13 protein-coding genes are annotated in these 18016 nt (G+C 66.1%); 5 read left to right on the forward strand and 8 right to left on the reverse strand.

The window, feature by feature from the left end:
- Window positions 1-107 precede the first annotated feature (107 nt).
- Window positions 108-1043, reverse strand: coding sequence for a diaminopimelate epimerase (dapF, locus tag NZL82_RS13565; RefSeq protein WP_261270286.1), 936 nt, complete (start codon window positions 1041-1043; stop codon window positions 108-110).
- 106 nt (window positions 1044-1149) lie between these two features.
- Here dapF and NZL82_RS13570 point away from each other — a divergent pair, with 106 nt between their 5' ends.
- The 3 genes from NZL82_RS13570 to NZL82_RS13580 all read left to right on the forward strand — a co-directional run bounded on the left by NZL82_RS13570 (window position 1150) and on the right by NZL82_RS13580 (window position 3260).
- The gene (locus NZL82_RS13570) at window positions 1150-1713 is read left to right on the forward strand and encodes a helix-turn-helix domain-containing protein (RefSeq protein WP_261270287.1); all 564 of its coding nucleotides are present in this window, start codon (window positions 1150-1152) and stop codon (window positions 1711-1713) included.
- The gene (locus NZL82_RS13575; protein WP_405051378.1) at window positions 1710-2504 is read left to right on the forward strand and encodes a glutaminyl-peptide cyclotransferase; all 795 of its coding nucleotides are present in this window, start codon (window positions 1710-1712) and stop codon (window positions 2502-2504) included. The genes NZL82_RS13570 and NZL82_RS13575 overlap by 4 nt, the downstream gene beginning before the upstream one ends.
- Window positions 2505-2780: 276 nt before the next feature.
- Window positions 2781-3260, forward strand: coding sequence for an Rrf2 family transcriptional regulator (locus NZL82_RS13580; RefSeq protein ID WP_261270288.1), 480 nt, complete (start codon window positions 2781-2783; stop codon window positions 3258-3260).
- On the opposite strand, the gene NZL82_RS13585 is transcribed toward NZL82_RS13580, so the two are convergent.
- From NZL82_RS13585 to NZL82_RS13615, 7 genes are all read right to left on the reverse strand, one after another.
- Window positions 3210-4421, reverse strand: a complete 1212-nt coding sequence (locus tag NZL82_RS13585) for a DUF1501 domain-containing protein (RefSeq protein WP_261270289.1) — start codon at window positions 4419-4421, stop codon at window positions 3210-3212. The two genes, NZL82_RS13580 and NZL82_RS13585, sit on opposite strands and share 51 nt — an antisense overlap.
- Window positions 4422-4430: 9 nt before the next feature.
- Window positions 4431-5942 (reverse strand): DUF1800 domain-containing protein, encoded by a 1512-nt coding sequence (locus NZL82_RS13590; RefSeq protein WP_261270290.1) that lies wholly within the window; start codon window positions 5940-5942, stop codon window positions 4431-4433.
- Between the two features lie 157 nt (window positions 5943-6099).
- A complete protein-coding gene (locus tag NZL82_RS13595) occupies window positions 6100-7194 on the reverse strand; it encodes a phosphatidylinositol-specific phospholipase C1-like protein (RefSeq protein WP_261270291.1) in 1095 nt (364 codons plus the stop codon).
- Entirely contained in the window at window positions 7194-9863 is a 2670-nt protein-coding gene (locus tag NZL82_RS13600) for a TonB-dependent receptor (RefSeq protein ID WP_261270292.1), read from the reverse strand. Before NZL82_RS13600 ends, NZL82_RS13595 begins: the two co-directional genes overlap by 1 nt.
- A gap of 173 nt (window positions 9864-10036) precedes the next feature.
- The gene (locus tag NZL82_RS13605; RefSeq protein ID WP_261270293.1) at window positions 10037-10798 is read right to left on the reverse strand and encodes a Crp/Fnr family transcriptional regulator; all 762 of its coding nucleotides are present in this window, start codon (window positions 10796-10798) and stop codon (window positions 10037-10039) included.
- Entirely contained in the window at window positions 10795-11178 is a 384-nt protein-coding gene (locus NZL82_RS13610; protein ID WP_261270294.1) for a response regulator, read from the reverse strand. Before NZL82_RS13610 ends, NZL82_RS13605 begins: the two co-directional genes overlap by 4 nt.
- Window positions 11175-12710 (reverse strand): sensor histidine kinase, encoded by a 1536-nt coding sequence (locus NZL82_RS13615; protein ID WP_261270295.1) that lies wholly within the window; start codon window positions 12708-12710, stop codon window positions 11175-11177. The genes NZL82_RS13610 and NZL82_RS13615 overlap by 4 nt, the downstream gene beginning before the upstream one ends.
- A gap of 272 nt (window positions 12711-12982) precedes the next feature.
- On the opposite strand from NZL82_RS13615, the gene NZL82_RS13620 reads away from it, so the two are divergent.
- Entirely contained in the window at window positions 12983-15451 is a 2469-nt protein-coding gene (locus NZL82_RS13620) for a DUF3772 domain-containing protein (RefSeq protein WP_314732892.1), read from the forward strand.
- 108 nt (window positions 15452-15559) lie between these two features.
- Entirely contained in the window at window positions 15560-17980 is a 2421-nt protein-coding gene (locus NZL82_RS13625; protein WP_261270296.1) for a TonB-dependent receptor, read from the forward strand.
- Window positions 17981-18016 lie beyond the last annotated feature (36 nt).

An 18016-nucleotide genomic window follows, 5' to 3' on the forward strand; every position in this document is an offset into this window, starting at 1 on the left:
CCCGTTCGGCTCGAACCAATGGGAAGGGCCCGCCCCCTGCCATGCAGGGCGGATCCTATGCCGCGACGTCGCTCAGTACGAACGGGCGCAAAGGCGGATCGAACCCGTCATCCGCACTTGGCGGCCTCCCATGCGGCGATCTCGTCGAGAAAATGCCGATCAACCACCAGATCGCTGGCGGTTTCCGTCGTCAGGTCGACCTCGACCGAGCCCGCCCACTCATAGGTCGCGTTGCCGGACAGCGTGACCATCCCGTCCGCCCCCGCAAAGGCGCGGACCAGGCCGCCGCGATTGAACACCACGGTCGGTACGTCCCAGCCGATCCGCCCGGTCAGGCAGGCCGCATAGGTGGAGGCCGCCATCGCGCTGCCGCAACTGTCGGTCAGGCCCACCCCGCGCTCGAAGGTGCGGACGAACAGCGCATCGCCGCGCACCTCGACGAAGGACACGTTGGCGCGGTTGGGCAGCCAGTCGGGGGCCGCCTCGCAGATCGTGCCCAGCCGGACCAGCGCCGCCTCGTCCACCGTCTCGACGAAATGGACGAGATGCGGGTTGGGCATGGTGACCGCGGTGAAGCGTCGCCCGGCATCCAGCATCGGCAGGACCGCATCGACCAGCCGCTCGGGCGCGCCGTGGATCGGCCAGGCGGTGGTGGACAGGCCCGCCGGCCCCGCCGTTTCGCGAACGGTATAGACGCCGGGCGCGAGATCGGCGTCGTGCCGGGCATCGGCATAAGAGGTCTTGAGCTTGACGGTGGCCGCGTCGATCGCCAGCGCCTCGAACCCCGCCCGCGCGACGCAGCGGACGCCGTTGAGACAGGTTTCCGCCTCGCTGCCGTCGCTGTTGCGCATCACCATGCCGAACGCCGCGCCCTTGTCGCCCGGCACCAGCAGGAGGATGCCGTCGCCACCCACGGGCCCAGCCCGGTCGGCCAGCGCCCGCGCCACGCCTGCCCACTCCGTCTCGCTCAGGGACAGGTCGCGCGCGTCGATCATCGGGAAATCATTGCCCGATCCATGGCATTTGACGATCGCGAACCGCATGGCGATAACTCCGACAGCTAATAGGTCAGGCGCTTAGCCCAGCCGGACCGGCTTCGCCAGCCGGGCAGGACGGATGCGATCGCATGGATGGGAAGGGACAAGGGCGATGATCACCGCGATCCGCGAAGTGCGCCGCGCCAAGGGCATGACGCTGGACGATGTCGCGCGCGCCTGCTGCCCGCCCACCACGCCGCAGACGATCGGGCGGCTGGAGATGGGGACGCGCACCGTGTCCCTGCCCTGGCTCAACCGGATCGCCGCCGCGCTGGGCTGTACGACCGCCGATCTGGTCACGCTGCCGGTGCGCGAGACCTTGCCGGTCGCCGCGCTGCTCGGCCCGCGCGGGGCGGTGGCGCCGCGCAGCGCGCGCGTAATCTCTCCGCCCTGTGCGACGCCGGGGATGATGGCGGTGACGGTCACGGGGGCGATCGGCGATTATCGGGCGGGCGATGAACTCTGGTGCGAGCCGCTGGGCCCGGATAGGTTCGCCGACGCCATGAATCGCGACATCCTCGTGCCCCGCCCCGCTGGTGGCTATGTCTTTGCCCGGTTATCCGCCGTGCTGACCGACGCACTGCACCTGTTGCCGCTGGAGCCGGGGACGGCGGGGGTGACGGTGCCCGCGCCCGCCTGGATCGCGCGGGTCGCGCGACTGGTGCGCACGCTGTGATCCGGCTCGTCCTGCCGCTGATCCTGGTGCTGGCGCTGCCCGCCGCGGCGCAACTGGTTCCGGCCCCGGCTGCCGTCCCTGCCCCGCCGCCGGTCGAGAAGCCCGAGCTGGTCCATGCCTATCCCCACGATACCACCGCCTTTACTGAAGGGCTGCTGATCGCCGACGGCGCGATGTACGAGAGCACCGGGCGCGAGGGGCAGAGCATCATCCGCCAGGTCGACCTCGCAAGTGGCAAGACACTGCGTCAGGCGACCGTGCCCAACGGCCTGTTCGGCGAGGGGATCGTTGCCTGGGGCCCCGAATTGCGCAGCGTGACCTGGCATGGTGGGCGCGGCTTTCGCTGGAGCCGACCCGCGCTGAAGCGCACCGGCGAGTGGCGCTATGACGGTGAAGGCTGGGCGATGACCGATGACGGGCATCACATCATCCTGTCCGACGGCACGCCCCGGCTCCGCTTCCTCGACCCCGCGACGATGAAGGTCGCGCGGACGCTGGACGTGACGGTCAATGGCCGACCGCTCAAATATCTCAACGAACTGGAATATATCGACGGGCAAATCTGGGCCAATGTCTGGATGACGCCCTATATCGTGCGGATCGATCCGGCGACCGGCATGGTGGCGGGGGTGGTCGATCTGAGCGATCTGGTGAACCGGGTGGGTCTGAGCGATCGGGATTCGGTGCCCAACGGCATCGCCTATGACCGGGCGAAGCATCGCATCTTCGTGACAGGCAAGAACTGGCCCCAATTGTTCGAAATCCGCCTGCCCTCGACGAAGCCGCACTGAGGTCTCGACGCGTTCGCCCTGGGATAGGCCGGCGTTTCGGAGGCGATTGCGCGGCTCCCTAGGGGCCTAGGCCTATGCCACGGGCTTATTTCGTCGTCGGTGGGAAATTTGCGGGATACGTTCCGATGGTGGAACGTTGTCGAAATAAGATGTTGTGAAATAACATGGATTAGTAATTGCAAAGCCATCATGATCCATTCATGGGGGCCGTTGGGATTCACCGGGATCGCGTCCGTCGTGATCGGTTCGGGTCCGCGCAGCGAGGAGCGTAAATAGTTGCCGACCAGCACCCGTTTTGTCGTGTCGCTTCACATGCTGGCCCTGATGGCCGACCATGGCGACACGCCGCTGCGCTCCGAGGACATCGCGGTCAGCGTCAATTCCAATGCGGCGGTGGTCCGGGCGCTGCTGTTGCGACTGGCGGCGGCGGGGCTGACCCGGTCGCAGCTGGGCAATCGCGGCGGCGCGATGCTGGCGAAACCGTCGTCCGACATTCGGCTGCTGGAGGTGTATCAGGCGGTCGAGGATCGTAACTTCTTCGCCTTCCACCGCCAGCCGCCCGACGGCGACGGGATGATCGACCGGCACATCACCTCCAGCCTGGAGACGATGCTGACCCCCGTGCGCGAGGCGCTGGAGGACAAGCTGGCCGGGCTGACGCTGGACGATGTATTGGACGACATCCGGACGCGCGCCGCGATGATGTCAGATCAGTCGCAGGTCGGTCGTTCGGCTGTTCGGGAACAGGGGCGCTAGGCGGTCGGCTGACAGGCCGAACTGCCGCCCGACCAGCCCGCCGATCAGCGCGCGATAGTCGGTCAGCACGGGCAGATCGCGATCCTGGTTGAGCGTCGCGGCGGATAGGGCGACCTGTTCGCCCGCCATGCGTCCGCCCGAGACGCCGCCGCCCATCACCCAATAGATGCTGCCATGGCCATGATCGGTGCCCCGGTCGCCATTCTCGCGAAAGGTGCGGCCGAACTCCGACACCACGACGACGGTGGTGCTGCGCCAGGCCTCCGGCCCGATCGCCTGGGCGAAACCGGCCAGCCCGCGTCCCAGCTCCCCGATCCTGTCTGCCAGATAGCCGGTCGCGCCGCCCTGATTGACATGGGTGTCCCAGCCGCCGACATCGACAAAGGCCAGGTTGAACCGGTCGCGCATCAGCGTGCCGATCCGCTGCGCCGACAAGGCAAAGCCCTTGGCGGAGACCGCACCCCGGCTGGCGGCCTTCATCTCTTGGTCCAAGGTCCTGTAGACCGTGTCGCGCACCGTGAAACCTTCGCTGACCGACCGGGCGAGGTCGGGGTGGCCGGTATACATGCTCTGGATCAGCGAGGCCTGGCGCTGGTCGATGGGCTTGCCGACATTGGCGAGCGCGAGATTGGGGATGGGGTCCTCGCCCCCGCGAAAGCATAAGGGCAACTGGTCGGTAAAGGCTATCGGCCGCTCGCCCGCCCCCAATATGCCCGCCAGCCGCGCCATGAAGCCCGATCCGTAATCGCGATGCCCGCCGACCGGCTGGCCCAGCTCGATCGTGTCCTGCGTCTCGAAATGGCTGCGGCTCATATCGTCGGTCCCCGCAAAGGGGACAAAGGCGATCTGTCTGGCCTGCCAGAGCGGCAGGATCGAATCCTTCAGCGCCGGGTGCAGGCTCCAGTCGGCGTCGAGCGGAATGGGCGCATTGGGATCGGCCGGATTTGGCCGGGGCAGCGCGATGCTGGGGCGCGACTCGTGATAGAAGTCGCTGCCGCTCGGTACCACGATGTTCACCGCGTCATAGGCGCCGCGCAGGAAGACGACCAGCAGGCGGCTGCCCGCCTGGGGCGCGGCGAAGGCGCGGCCCGCCACGACCATGGGGGCCAGGATGGCGGCCCCGCATAACAGGTCGCGGCGATGCAAATGGGGGATCGTCATGCCATCCTCCTATCGGTGCATGAATTCGGGCGAGGAGAAGTAAAGCGCATTCCACTCGGCCGGGGAGCGGGCCTGGGCCAATGCCGCCTGGGTCGGCTTGCCCAGCATGGCCATCCGCGCCGCGATGACGGGCGAGTCCTTCAGCACCGGTGGCGGAGAGGGCGGCGGTGCCGTGCCGGGCGGTGTGTCGGGCGACTGGAACAGCCGCGCCGCACCGCCCCCGATCTGGCGCGCTATGTCGAAGCGCGTCGCCATCTGTCCGGGCCCCGACCATGCGGCGCTGGACAGGTCATAGCCATCGGGCGTCTCATGCTCGTACAGCCCTTCGCCCATCTGCCGGATCCAGTTGATGATCGGCCTGGTGTTCGTGATGTCCCGATCGCCATAGGCCAGCCGCACCGCCGACAGGCTATAGCCGACCGGCTCCTTGAAGCTGCTGCCCAGCGATGCCGAAAATTCGCGCGAGCGGATCATGGTCTTCATCACCTGAGCGATGTCGCCATGGCTCTGGCGGAAGGTCGCCGCCATCCGGTCGACCAGCGCGGCCGGTGGGGTGTCGCCCATGAAATAGGTCGCGATCCGAAGCGAGACATGATGCGCCGTCGCCGGGCTGTCGGCGATCAGGTCGAGCGCCTGTTCGACCTCGGCAAAGCCCGATCCCTGGATGGTGTGTCCCAGGAAATGCTTGGTGCAGAAATCATGGCGCGCGGGATTGAATTCGAACAGCCCGGCACGGACGTAAAGCGGTTGAAGCGCGGGTTTCAGCTTGGGGGCATCGGGTTTCTGGTCGACCCCGACACCGGTCAGGATGCGCGCCAGTTCCTGCACATCGGCCTGCGTATAGCCCGAGCCCACCCCCATGGAATGCAATTCCATGATCTCGCGCGCGTAATTCTCGTTGATGCGCTTGGCGGCGTTCTGATCATTGTCGAGATAGCGGAGCATCGCCGGGTGGCGCAGCGTCGCCTCCAGCAGGTCGCGGAACCGCCCCAGCGCATGGGTGCGGACCGTCTCCTCATAATCGCCGACCATCGCGCGAATGTCGCGCTTGCTCGCCTGCACGTTGAAATGGTTGAACCAGAACCAGGTCATCCGTTCGCGCAACTGGTCTGGGGAATATAGCGCGCGCAGGATGAAGCGCTCCCGCGCCTCGTCGGCCAAATCGTTCATCGCCTGTTGATAGGCCTGGCGGGCGAGCTTCTTTCGCTCGGGGTCGGCGATCGCCTTGAAGTCGCGCTGCATCGCATCGGTCTCGACGACCAGAGCGGCGACCGGCTCGCGGGTGATGCGCATCGCGTCGATCCGGGCCTGGACCATCGGGGGCAGGGGGGCGGGCCGATCGTCCAGCTGATGCCGCAGCCACGCATCGCTACCGGGGGCGGGGCCACTCGACGGCGCGGCAGAAGACCCCCAGCCGAGCCGATCCGCCCAGGCGGCGTCGCGCGCGGGATCGGCGGCATGAACGGGCATCGCCGTCAGCAGCGCCGGAGCCACGATCGTCCAGGAAGCGATCCGCGCCATAGCTCGCCCTCCGTTCCCGCCGGCCGCCAACGGATCGGGCGCAGGCTTCGTCGGAGATTATAGTGCCGCCCGGCGGCTGAACCCCGCCTTGCCCGGACATGAAAAGCGCGTCAGTGGCCCTCCACCTTTTCCTCCCCTGGAAGGGGGAGGAATGGTTTTACTTGGGCAGCTTGCAGCCCGTCGGCTGCGTCACCGGGTTGCAGCGTTCCATCGCTCCGCCGGGCAGGGTCACGGTAAAGCCCGTGTTCCACCCCCGCATCGGCGCGCCGGGATAATAATCGGTCGATACCGCCTGCGCCCCGCTGTCGATCGCCGCCTGCTGGCGGCCATGGTCGTTCGACCGCGCTTCGACCGTGTCGGCGTCGCTGCGGGTGCGGACGATGAAGCCCTGCTTCACCCATTCCCTGATTTTCGCGCCATCGGTGCGCGGATCGCCGACGATCTCGACAGAACCCTCGGGCTGGTCGGTGTCGTACCAGCCGAAAATGGCCCGCCCCTTCAGCGAAGGGTGCCCCGCGCGGTAAAGATCGGACACATCCGCGGGCGTATCGAGCACGAAATATATCTTGCCCCGCGCGCGCGCCAGCGTCGGCCAGCCCTTGGTGGTCACCGCCTCGCGCAGGGTCGCCGCATTCCCGCGTACGTCGTCGGGCGTGATGATCCGGCCGGGCTTCAGCACGTCGCGGATTTCCGCATCCAGCGCGTCGAGCAGCGGCGCGGTCAGGGGAAGGGGATCGGTCACGCCGGGCTTGTTGATCGGCCGGTCGGCGGCATTGATCGTCACCATGATCGGCAGGTGACGCGGATGCGCCCGCGACCAGGCGTCGATCTGGCCGATGCACTGTTTGAAGGTGCCGCAGGACCGGTAGTCGACTTCCGGAATGTGGAAGACCTTGAAGCCGGGCTTCATCATCGCGGTGCGGTCGAAGCCGGTCCGCTCGCCTGCCGCGTGGGCCATTGCCTCGCCCTTGGGATCGGTGAAGCGGCCGCCTTGCGGATCGGCGAAGATGTCGATCTCCAACTGCCGCACGCCCCGGTCGAGCTGCTCCGCCAGCGTCAGATGATCGTAATCCAGCGCGGCGGCCAGTCGGGGATCACGCCGCTCCAACTCTGCGAATACGGCAGGCGCGATCCGCTTCTTGTAGCTGTTGTGCGAGCCGACGACCTGAATGTCGTTCATCCGAAGCGGCGCGCGGGGCGCCGGAGCGGCGGCGGTCGCAAGGACCGCTGCCAGGGTGAGGATGACTGTCATCAGAACTCCGCCCGCACGCCGAACAGGATCGTCCGGCCATAATAGTTGATTTCGCCGAAGCGCAGGTCGTTGTCGTTATACGTATCCTGATGCGCGCCCGCGATATTGATCGCCTCCAGGCTGAGCGTCAGATTGTCGGCGGTGCGCACCGAAAGCTGGCCATCGAGCGAACCGAAGGCCGCGACATAGGTTGGCGCCTGTACCGTGCTGCCCGTGCTCGACAGATATTTGTCGCGCCAGACATAGGAGAGTCGCGCCGACAGCGGCCCCTTGTCGTAGAAGCCGACCAGGTTGAAGCTGTTCTTCGACAGGCCGATCAGCTGATCCTTGATGGAGCGCGAACCCGCCATATAGTCGGCCTGTACCTCGGTATGGGTGTAGGACCCTTGCACGCCGAAGCCGTCGAACGGTTCGGGCAGGAAGGTGAAGACCTGGCTGTACGCCGCCTCCGCGCCATACACCTTGGCATCGCCGCCGTTCACCGAGCTGGAGAGGCGGACGATGCCGCGGCCCGGGATGTTGATCTCGGTATTCGACTGGGTGATGTAATCGTCCATCGCCTTGTAGAAGACCGCGCCCGACAGCATGCCCGAGGGGGCGAAATACCATTCCAGCGAGCCGTCGAACTGGGTGGCGAGGAAGGGGACGAGCTGCGGATTGCCGCCACTGGCGGTCGGCGCATCGGTCGACACGGTGATGCGCGGGGCGGTGTCGGTGACGTTGGGACGCGTCAGCACCCGGCTGGCGGCCAGGCGACCGACCAGCTTGGGCGTCAGTTCGGCGCGCAGGTTGAAGCTGGGCAGGACGTTGTTGAACGTCTTGGGATAGCTGACCGGGGTGGCGACGCTGCCGCTGGTCAGCGTGCCGCTCGCCACCTGGTCGGTGTGGACGTAGCGGACGCCGACATTGCCGCTGACCGGCACCTGACCGGCGTCGAATTGATAATCGGCGCGGACATAGGCGGCGGCGATCTTCTCCGACACCACGAAGGACGAGCGCAGGTCGCTGTTGGTCAGCGGCTGGGCCTGGATCGCGGGAGTGAAGAAGTTGCCGACATAGGCCGCCGTCACCGGCACCAGCCAGTTGCGGAAGGCATTGCCGCCGACGCCCGACAGGAAATCGTCATAGGGCAGCTGTTGATAGGCGCCCGCCCCCAGATTGGTCAGCGGCTGATTGGTCGCGGTGTCGATCAGGTAATCGCGACGGAAATAGTCGCGCTTGCGCCAGTGATATTCGCCGCCCGCCGCCAGCTTCGACAGGAAGCCGTCAAAGTCATGTGCGATGTCGAGGCGCGAATAGAAATCCCAGTCCTTGCTGTTCTTGGGTGCGATGTTGAACTGGAACAGCTTGTAATTGGCCGGGTTGGTCACATCGACCGGCGTGGTGAAGGTCGGCATCGTCTGATAGCCCGCCGACGCGTCATAGGTCAGCGGCGCGACGAAATAAGCGCGGCTGCGTACCGTGCCGGTGCGGTAATCGGGGTGATAGCTGTGCGCCGCAGACCAGTTGACATTGGCGGTGACGTGCCAGCGATCCGGATTCCACGCCTGCTTCAGCCCGACGGTGATCAGGTCGTGGCGGTTGAGGCTGTATTCGCGCGTGCCCATGAAGCGGACATTGTTGATCGTCGCCTTGGTGATCGTGTCGCCGACGACGGTATAGCCGGGCTGGATCTGCGCGGGTGGCCCGCCATTGGTACCGCCGTCATCGGGATAGATGTCCAGGCCGAACTCGTCATAGGCGACGTCCAGCCGGGTCGCGATCACGTCCAGTGTGGTCTCCAGCTCGGCGCTGGGCTGCCACTGGGCCGAGACGATGCCCGAGATGCGCTTGCGGTCCTCGGTCTCGACGGTCGGGCGGGTGCGGGTGGGCGAATAGAGGCCGGCGGGAATGCCGCCCTTGTTCGCGGCGGTGTAGCGGTTGGTCAGCCAGCCGAAATTCATGAAGCGGTCGTTGCGGACCGCCTTGCCCCAATATTGCGCGCCCGCCAGGATGCCGAAGGTGCCGCTGTCGTTTTTCGCGCTGGTCAGCACGGTGACGTTGGGACGCACATTCTTGGTCTGGGTCGTATAGGTGCCGCGGATGTTGACGGTCGTCTTGTTGCCGACCTCCAGCGGGCGGAAGGTCTTGACGTCGATATTGCCGCCCAGCGCGCCCTCGCTCATGTCGGCGGTCGGGGTCTTCACCACGTCGATGCTGGAGGTGAATTCGGCGGGCAGCATCTCGAAGCGGAATTGACGCCCGGCCGCGCCGCCATTCTCGATCAGGTCATTGAGCGCGATGGTGCGGCCGTTCATCAGCGTGTTCTGGAACTGCGGCCCCAGGCCACGGACGCTGACATACAGGCCTTCGCCGCGCGGGCGGGTGATCGCGACGCCGGGGACGAGCTGAAGCGCTTCGGCGACATTCTGGGTCGGGAATTTGCCGATGTCGGTCGAGCTGATCGAATCGACACCATAGGCCGCGCGGCGCTTGGTCTCGATCCCGGCGGCCAGGCTGCGGGCATAGGTGCCGTTGACGATGATCTCGTCGCTCTGACCTTCGGTGCCTTCGGCGGCCTGCGGAGCGGCCGCGGCGATGGCGGCGCTCTCCTGCGCATGAGCGACCATCGGGTCGGTGGCCAGGATGAGCGAAGCCGATGCCTTCAACAGGCTGCGGAACGTGAGCATGTAATAAATCCCCCATTGGCTGTCTTGCCAATTCGGCGGGGGCGTTAGGGGGCGTGGGTGTCAGCTTGGCGAAAATTTGATGACATTACGGTGAAACGGGCCGAGGCTAACGGAAAGCGGTCAGAATTCGGGGGAGATTGTGAAAGGGGGCGGTTCATGCCCCCATTGGGGTGCTATTGCCCCGAACCGGCCTCTGGCTCGGTTTGCGCGCCGGAGACCTGCGGGCTGGACCGTCCGATCGTCCGTGCCAGGCGCTCGGGATCGCGCAGCAGGACGCGGCCCGATTTCCACATCAGATCGCCGTCGCGCCGCGCCTGCTGGATCATCCGGTTGACGTGCACCGGGGTCAGCCCCAGCGCATCGGCCAGCATTTCCTGGGTGAGCGGCATTTCGAAACTGCCGCTGACGGTCAGCCCGGCGAGCGACAGCCGCTCATGGATTTCGAGCAGGAAATCGCCGATCCGCTCCTGCGCGTTCAGCCGCCCGAGCTGGACGACATGGCCGAGCAGATAGGCCTCGTCGAGCGCCTCGCCGATCGCATAGGCCTGTGCCAGCGACGATCCCGGCGTGGCGGTCGGGGCGGCGCAAACCATGCATTCGGTCAGCGCGACCACCGTGGCGGAGGCGATCGGCATGGCGTGATGCGACGCGCCGATCACGTCTCCGGGCAGATAGAAGCTCATGAACTGGCGACGCCCATCGGGCAGGACGCGAACCCGTGCCGCCCAGCCGTTCAGGACCAGCAACGGTTCGGTGACGGGGCGACCGATCGTCAGGAAGCTGTGACGCACGGCATAGGATCGCGCCTGTTCGGCGGCCCGGTGCAGCATCGTCTGGTCGTTCGCATCCAGCGGGGTCAGCGCGGACAGCCGGCGGATCGCGGCGGCGGCAACACTCTCTCGCGAGACGGCCGATTTGGCGGAAACAAGGGTCATGCGCATCCTTTGTCGGGCATCAGCGCCCCGATCGCGCGGATGATGCGGTCGGCCTGAAACGGCTTGGCGACGATCGAGGCGGAGCGATAGGGCGCCGGCAATGCCCATTGGTCATAGCCGGTCAGGAAGGTCCAGGGCACATCCCGCGCGGACAGGCGGTCGGCGATCTCGAAGGCGCGCTCGCCCGCCAGATTGACGTCGAGCACGGCGGCATCGAGCGGCTGGCTTTCCGCCAGGTCCAACCCCTGTTCCAGAGTCGCGACAGGGCCGATCACGATCGCATCGGCCGCGCGCAGGGCCCGTTCCAGATCACGGGCGATGAAATACTCATCTTCGACCACAAGAATCCGCTTGTCGGCGAGTGGCGATTGGTGGTTCATCCCTCGGCGCTCCGGTTCACAGGGTCGGCATTGTCCACATGCCATGGTAACGATACCACGCACAAGACGCCGCCACCGCGAAAGTCCAATCTGGTCCGCGCGCCCAACCCATAGGGCAAAGCCTCGCGGATGAGTTCGGTTCCGAATCCCTGACGTACAGGCGGAACCGGCATCGCTGGTACACCTGTTTCGTCCCATTTTACAATCAGTTCACATTTATTATTTGATTTATGTTCGATTCCCCATGCGATCGACAGCCGTCCGGTGGGGTGGCGCAGTGCGCCATATTTGAGCGCATTGGTGGTCAGTTCGTGGATCGCCAGCCCGATCGACTCGGCGGTATCGGCGGGCAGCGCGACGTCGGGCCCCTCGATCGACAACCGGTCATCCTCGATCGCACCGACACCCAGCAATTCGTCGCGGATCAGGTTTTCCAGGTCCACCTTGCCCGACCGCGTCTGGGTCGCGACCACCTGCGTCCGTGCCAGCGAATCGAGCCGCCCGCGGAAATGGTCCGAAATTTCATCGATCGGCCCGCCGCTTTCCACCGTCCGGGTGAAGATCGAGCGGACGATGGTCAGGATGTTGCGCACCCGGTGCTGCAACTCGGCGACCAAGGTCTCCTGCCGCTCGCGCAGGCGGCGCAGCGTGTCGATGTCGGTCGATGTCCCGAACCATTCGACGATCCGACCATGATCGTCATGGACCGGCGTCGCCCGCGTCTTGAACCATCGGTAGCGGCCGGTCTGGGCATGACGCAGCCGTCCTTCCATCCCCAGATTGCCATTCTCGCTCGCGCTTTCCCAGAAACGGCGCGCGGCCTCGCGGTCCTCCGGGTGGACGGCGGCCAGCCAGCCATCGCACAGGCTTTCCTCGACCGACAGGCCGGTCATCGCCACCCATTGTGCGCTGGCCCAGGTCCATTGGCCCTCGCGCGTCGCGGTCCAGACCAGTTGCGGTATCCCCTCTATCAGCGACCGCAGACGGCGCTCGCTGGCGCGGGAGGCCATCTCGGCGCGTTTGCGCAGCAGCGCCTGGACGATGGCGGGGGCCAGTTCCTCCGCGATGGCCCGCTCGCGCTCGGTGAAGCCGGTCGGGTGATTGCCGAGCGCGAACATCGCAAAGGTCTCGCCGTCACGCCGCAGGGGCACGCCCAGGAAGTTGCGCAGGCCCGGATGCCCGTCCGGCGTGCCTACCCGGTCCGGATGGCTGGCGGGATCGTTCACGATCAGGCTGCGATCCTGAAGGATGACCTGCCCGAAAATGCCATGGATCTTCATCCCGTTGGGAAGCTGGCGCTGTTTGAAGTCGGGATCGTCGCCGCCATAGGCGGCCCAGCCGCGCTCGCTGATGGCGATATGGTCCAGCCGATCGTGCGACTCGCGGCGTTCGCCGAAGAAGCTGAATTCCGCCCCTGTGAGGTCCTCGGCCACCTCCAGGCAGAGCTGGCCAAGCTCCTCTTCGGTCGAGGCGCGCAATGCCTCCTGAAGGATGCGGTTGATCCCCGCCAGCACATGCGCGTCGCGGTGCACCGGGCCAGATGGCGTCGGCGCGGGCGTTGGCTCAGGCGTTGGCGGAGCCGATGAGGGAAATTGCCCGTTCATGGAGGCCAAATCAGTCATGCGCAAAAAATCCCGAGCGCCTTCAACGATCCCCGTCGATACGGGCTCCCCGATACACAGGATTTCGGATCGACTGGCAAACCGATCGGACAGATAGCGGCAAATTCCTTGCGCCCTGTCCCCCCTCGTCGGACGCGCGATCGGGAGCTATGAGCCGGGGTTCAGCAATTATGGCCCGGTTCATGCCCCGATCCTTCGCGTCGTCCTCCACCGCCCTGCGAACCGCCATTCGCAGCTGGGCCGCCCTGATCGCGGCGGCATTGATCGGGTGGGTCGTCATGGTGATGCCCGCAGCGGCGCAGGGCAATCCGGCGGCGGAATCGGCCACCCGCATCGCCCAGGCCGAGGTCGATGTGCGCGGGGTAGACCGTGCCTTGGACGCCCAGGTCGATGACGCGGACCGCGACGCTCTGCGCAAACGGGCGCAGGCCGCGCAGGACGCCACGACCCAGGCGGTCGCCGACCTGACCGAGCAACTGGCACTGGTCAATGCGCGGATCACGGGTCTGGGCACCGTCACGCCGGGTGAGGTGGAAGCCCCCGAATTGCGGGCCCAGCGCAAGACCCTGACCGCGCTTCGCTCCTCCATCGATGCCGCGATCAAGCGCGGTCGGCTCGCCGGGGTCGAGGCGGGGCAGCTTGTCGATGAGATCGATCAGGGCCAGGCCGAACAGTTCAGCCAGAAACTTTCGTCGAAAGTGCCGTCGCCGCTCAGCCCGGCCTTCTGGATCCTGGTGCTCGACCAGGCACCGCGCGACCTGCGCCGCATCGGCCTGTTCCTGCAACAGGGCGGCGAGCAGGTGGCGCAGCAGTGGCGCGGCGGGGTGCCGTGGCACGCGATGCTGGGCTTTGCGCTGGCGATCATCCTGCTCGGCCCGGTGCGGCTAGGCGCGCATCGGCTGGCCCAGCGCCGCCTGATCGCCGAAGCCCCGCCCAGCCGGGTGCGCCGGTCGGCCAATACCTTCTGGCGGGTCGCGGTGGGGACATTGTGCCCGCTGGCGGCGGCCTTCATCTTCGTCCAGGGGCTGCGCTGGTCGGGACTGTTGCCGCAACGCTGGACCGGTTTCCTCGACGGTTTCGTCTTCGCCTCGGGCGTGGCGGGATTCACGGCGGCGGTGACCGGCGCGGTCCTGATGCGCAGCCAGCCGAGCTGGCGGATCGCGCCGATCGACGACGAGACGGCCAGCCGCCTGCGACCCCTGTCCTGGGGGCTGACCATCCTGACCTTCGCCACAGCGATGATCGCCTCGTTCGAAGGCGCGATCGGCAGCAGCCGCAGCGCGGTGATCGCCACCCAGGCGACCGAGGCGCTGCTCCACCTGTTGCTGATCGTCGCGACGCTGGTAGTGTTGGGCCAGATTCGCGCGCGCCGCGCCGCCACGCAGGAGATGACGAACGCCGGGGTCAGCGCGGGGTTGAGCATCGTGACGCTGCTCGCCTGGATCGCGGTCGGGGTCGCCGGACTGGCTCTGATCATCGGTTATATCTGGTTCAGCTGGTTCGTCGCCCTCATGATCGGCTGGACCGTGCTGCTCGGTTCGGCCCTGTATCTGATGCTGGTCGCCGCCGACGATATCGCCACCACCATCTTCGTGCGCGACAGCAAGGTCGGCATGACCCTGACCCGCGCGCTGGGTATTCGCGGGTCGATGGTCGACCAGTTCGGGCTCGTCCTGTCGGGGGTGGTGCGGCTGGCGCTGATCCTGATCGCGCTGGGCATGTTCCTGCGTCCGTTCGGGGCGAGCGGCAGTCCCGGGGCGATCTTCGACCAGCTGGCCAATGTCGCCGACGGGATCAAGGTCGGCAATGTCTGGATCTCGCCGGGGACGATCCTTCAGGGGCTGGTCGTGCTGTTCGTCGGCCTGGGGCTGGTGCGCCTGTTCATGCGCTGGCTCGAGCAGCGTTATCTGCCCGCGACCGATCTGGATGGATCGGGCCGCAACTCGATCAGCCTGGTCGCACGCTATATCGGCATCGCGCTGGCGGTCATCTGGGCGCTCGCCTCGCTGGGGATCGGGGTGGAGCGGATAGCGCTGCTGCTCTCCGCCCTGTCGGTCGGTATCGGTTTCGGTCTTCAGGCGATCACGCAGAATTTCGTGTCCGGCCTGATCCTGCTGGCCGAGCGGCCGATCAAGATCGGCGACCTGATCCGCGTCGGCACCGATGAGGGCGATGTGAAGCGGATCAGCGTGCGTTCGACCGAGATCGAACTGGCGGACCACTCGACGCTGATCGTCCCCAATTCCGAACTCATCACCAAATCGGTGCTCAACAAGACTCTGTCGGGCCCGCTGGGGCGGGTGCAGATTCAATTCTCCGTGCCGATCGAGGAAGACGCGGACGTGGTGCGCAAGGCGGTGCTGGATTGCTTCGCGGCGGAGTCGGCGGTGCTGGACGACCCGGCGCCCAAGGCCTTTATCGACTCGATCGTCGACGGCCGCATCCATTTCAACTGCTTCGCCCATGTCGAAAGCCCGCGCGCCGCCTATGGCACGCGTAGCGCCGTGCTGTTCGCGCTGCTCTCGACGCTCAGGGACAAGGGGATCGAGATCGGCACCGTGCCCCAGAAGATGGAATTGGTGCGCCAGTCCGGGACATCCGCCGCACCGACTCCCCCGTCGCCAGCCGAAGATGAAACGAAAATGAAATGAACAAGTCCAGGCTGGTCATGGAAAGGTAACACCAGCTTCTTCGATGGCCCCTATCCGCGCGGCCAGCGACGACCTGACGGGTCGATCGGGGGATAGGACCATAATATCATGACCACCAATTTCATTCGCGCGACACTGCTGGGCGGCACCGCGCTTCTCGTTCTGGCGGGGGCCCCGGCCTTTGCCGCGGACACCAAGCCGGCCGATCCGGTTCCCGCGACGGCCACGGCCGCGGAACCGACGGCGGAGCCGACCGCCGACAGCGGCGAACTGAAGGAAATCGTGGTCACCGCCACCAAGCGCGAGACCAGCCTTCAGAAGACGCCGATCGCGATCTCGGTCATCGACCCCGCGATGATCAAGGACCGCCACGTCCAGAGCCTGCTTGACCTGGCCGACGGCACGGTGCCGTCGCTCCGCGTCGCCACCTTCGAGGCGCGCCAGTCGGCGCTGACCGTCGGCATCCGTGGCATCGTTCCCTTCGACCAGAACCAGACCGCGCGCGACACCGGCGTCGGCGTCTATTTCGACGGCGTCTATATCGGCCGCTCGCAGGGCCTGAACGCGGCACTGTTCGACATCGAGCGCGTCGAAGTGCTGCGCGGACCGCAGGGCACGCTGTTCGGCCGCAACACCGAAGGCGGCGCGCTGTCGATCGTCACCGCCAAGCCGACCGGCAAGTTCGGTGGCTCGCTGACCGCCGGCTTCGGCAATTATGGCGCGTACAACACCGCCGCGCATATCAACCTGCCCGAATTCAACAACATCGCGATCAAGCTGGACGGCGTGATCCAGCACCAGAACCCGTTCGTGAAGAACCCGCTGCCCGGCAGCGTGGGCTGGGGCGCGTTCAACCGCGTCGGCGGCCATGTCGCCGCCGTGTGGAAGCCGGTCGACGGCTTCTCGGCCGAGCTGTCCTATGACCAGGCGAAGGACGAAAATACCCCCTTCTACAGCCAGCTCGTCAACTACAACCCGCGTGGCCTGCCCGTCGCGACGCTGGCGCAGATCAATGCCAATGGCGGCAAGTTGCCCTCGGGCACCATCGCGCCGCTGTCGCCGCTGGTCGTCGTGTCGGGCGACAACCGCATGAAGACCGCCGATATCGGCGTGCCGCAGCAATACAGCCTGGACCGCTCGCACGGCTTCTCGGCCAAGCTGAGCTATGATGTCGCGCCGGGCCTGGAACTGCGTTCGATCACCGCGTGGCGCGGCGTTTCGACCGACCAATGGGACAATTCGGGTGGCGCGCATCGCACCGTCTTCCTGCCGAACGGCAAGTTCAGCCGCTACAGCCTGTCCTTCATGCAGCAGCACCAGTTCAGCCAGGAATTCCAGGCGGTGGGCAGCCTGCCGCAGCTCGATTACGTGGCGGGCCTCTATTACTTCACCGAGAATGCCCGCGAAACGGCGGCGACCCCGTCGACCAACCAGTGGAATGCGGACGGCACCGGCTACACCATCCTGTCGCAGACCGTGCTGGGCACCATCTCCTCGGGCAATCAGGGCTGGGCGCCGGGTTCGTTCCTGTATCAGCGCGGCAGCTTTGCCCGTGCGTACAGCTATGCCGCCTTCGCACAGGCAACCTATACCCCGGCGGGCTTCGATGCCTTCCACCTGACGCTGGGCGGTCGCTACACCCACGACAAGCGCAACGGCACGCTGTATCTGGTGCAGGGCAAGTCGACCAACTTCCCCTTCACCTTCGACAACAACCGGTTCGATCCGATGGTGACGGCGGCGTTCGACGCGACCAACACGATCCATCTCTATGCCAAATACTCGACCGGCTACCGCGCGGGCGGTGCCAATGACCGGTCGCAGACCTTCGCGGCTTTCGGCCCCGAAGCGGTCAAGTCCTATGAGATCGGGTCGAAGATGGACCTGTTCGATCGCCGCGTTCGCCTGAACCTGGCGGGCTACATCATGGACCGCACCGGCACCCAGATCGACTTCGACAATGTCGACACCAATCCGTCGAGCCCGACCTACAATCTGCATACCGAGGAAACCCGCAACGCGCCGGGCAAGTCCAAGATTCGCGGGATCGAGGCCGACATCACGACCAACCCGGTTGATGGCATGACGGTCGGCGCGTCCTATGCCTATACCTACACCAACGTTCCGGCGACGCCGAACCCGTTCCTGAACAACGCGCTGACCCAGGTCTTCGTGGTGTTCACCCCGCGCAACGCCGCCTCGGCCTATGTTGATTACGAAGTGCCGCTGGCGGGTTCGGAGGCCAAGGTCCGCTTCCATCTGGACGGCAATTATGCCGATCCGGTCTACAGCTTCCAGAACGAGACGACCCGCACGGACAAGAGCTTCGTGATGAATGGTCGCATTGCACTGGCCGACCTGCCGCTGACGGGGAACGGCACCAAGATGACCGTGTCGCTGTGGAGCCGCAACCTGCTCAACAACACCTATATCTATCGCCGTTCGGCTGCCAACGCCGCGACGCTGGGCGACTATGCGAACTTCAACCCGCCCCGGACCATCGGTCTGGAAGGGACGGTTCGCTTCTAATCCTTATCGAATACCCCAACTTATGGGCCGTCCTTC

Origin of the sequence: Sphingomonas sp. LC-1, from assembly GCF_025371035.1 — a bacterium.
Lineage (GTDB): Bacteria > Pseudomonadota > Alphaproteobacteria > Sphingomonadales > Sphingomonadaceae > Sphingomonas > Sphingomonas sanguinis_E.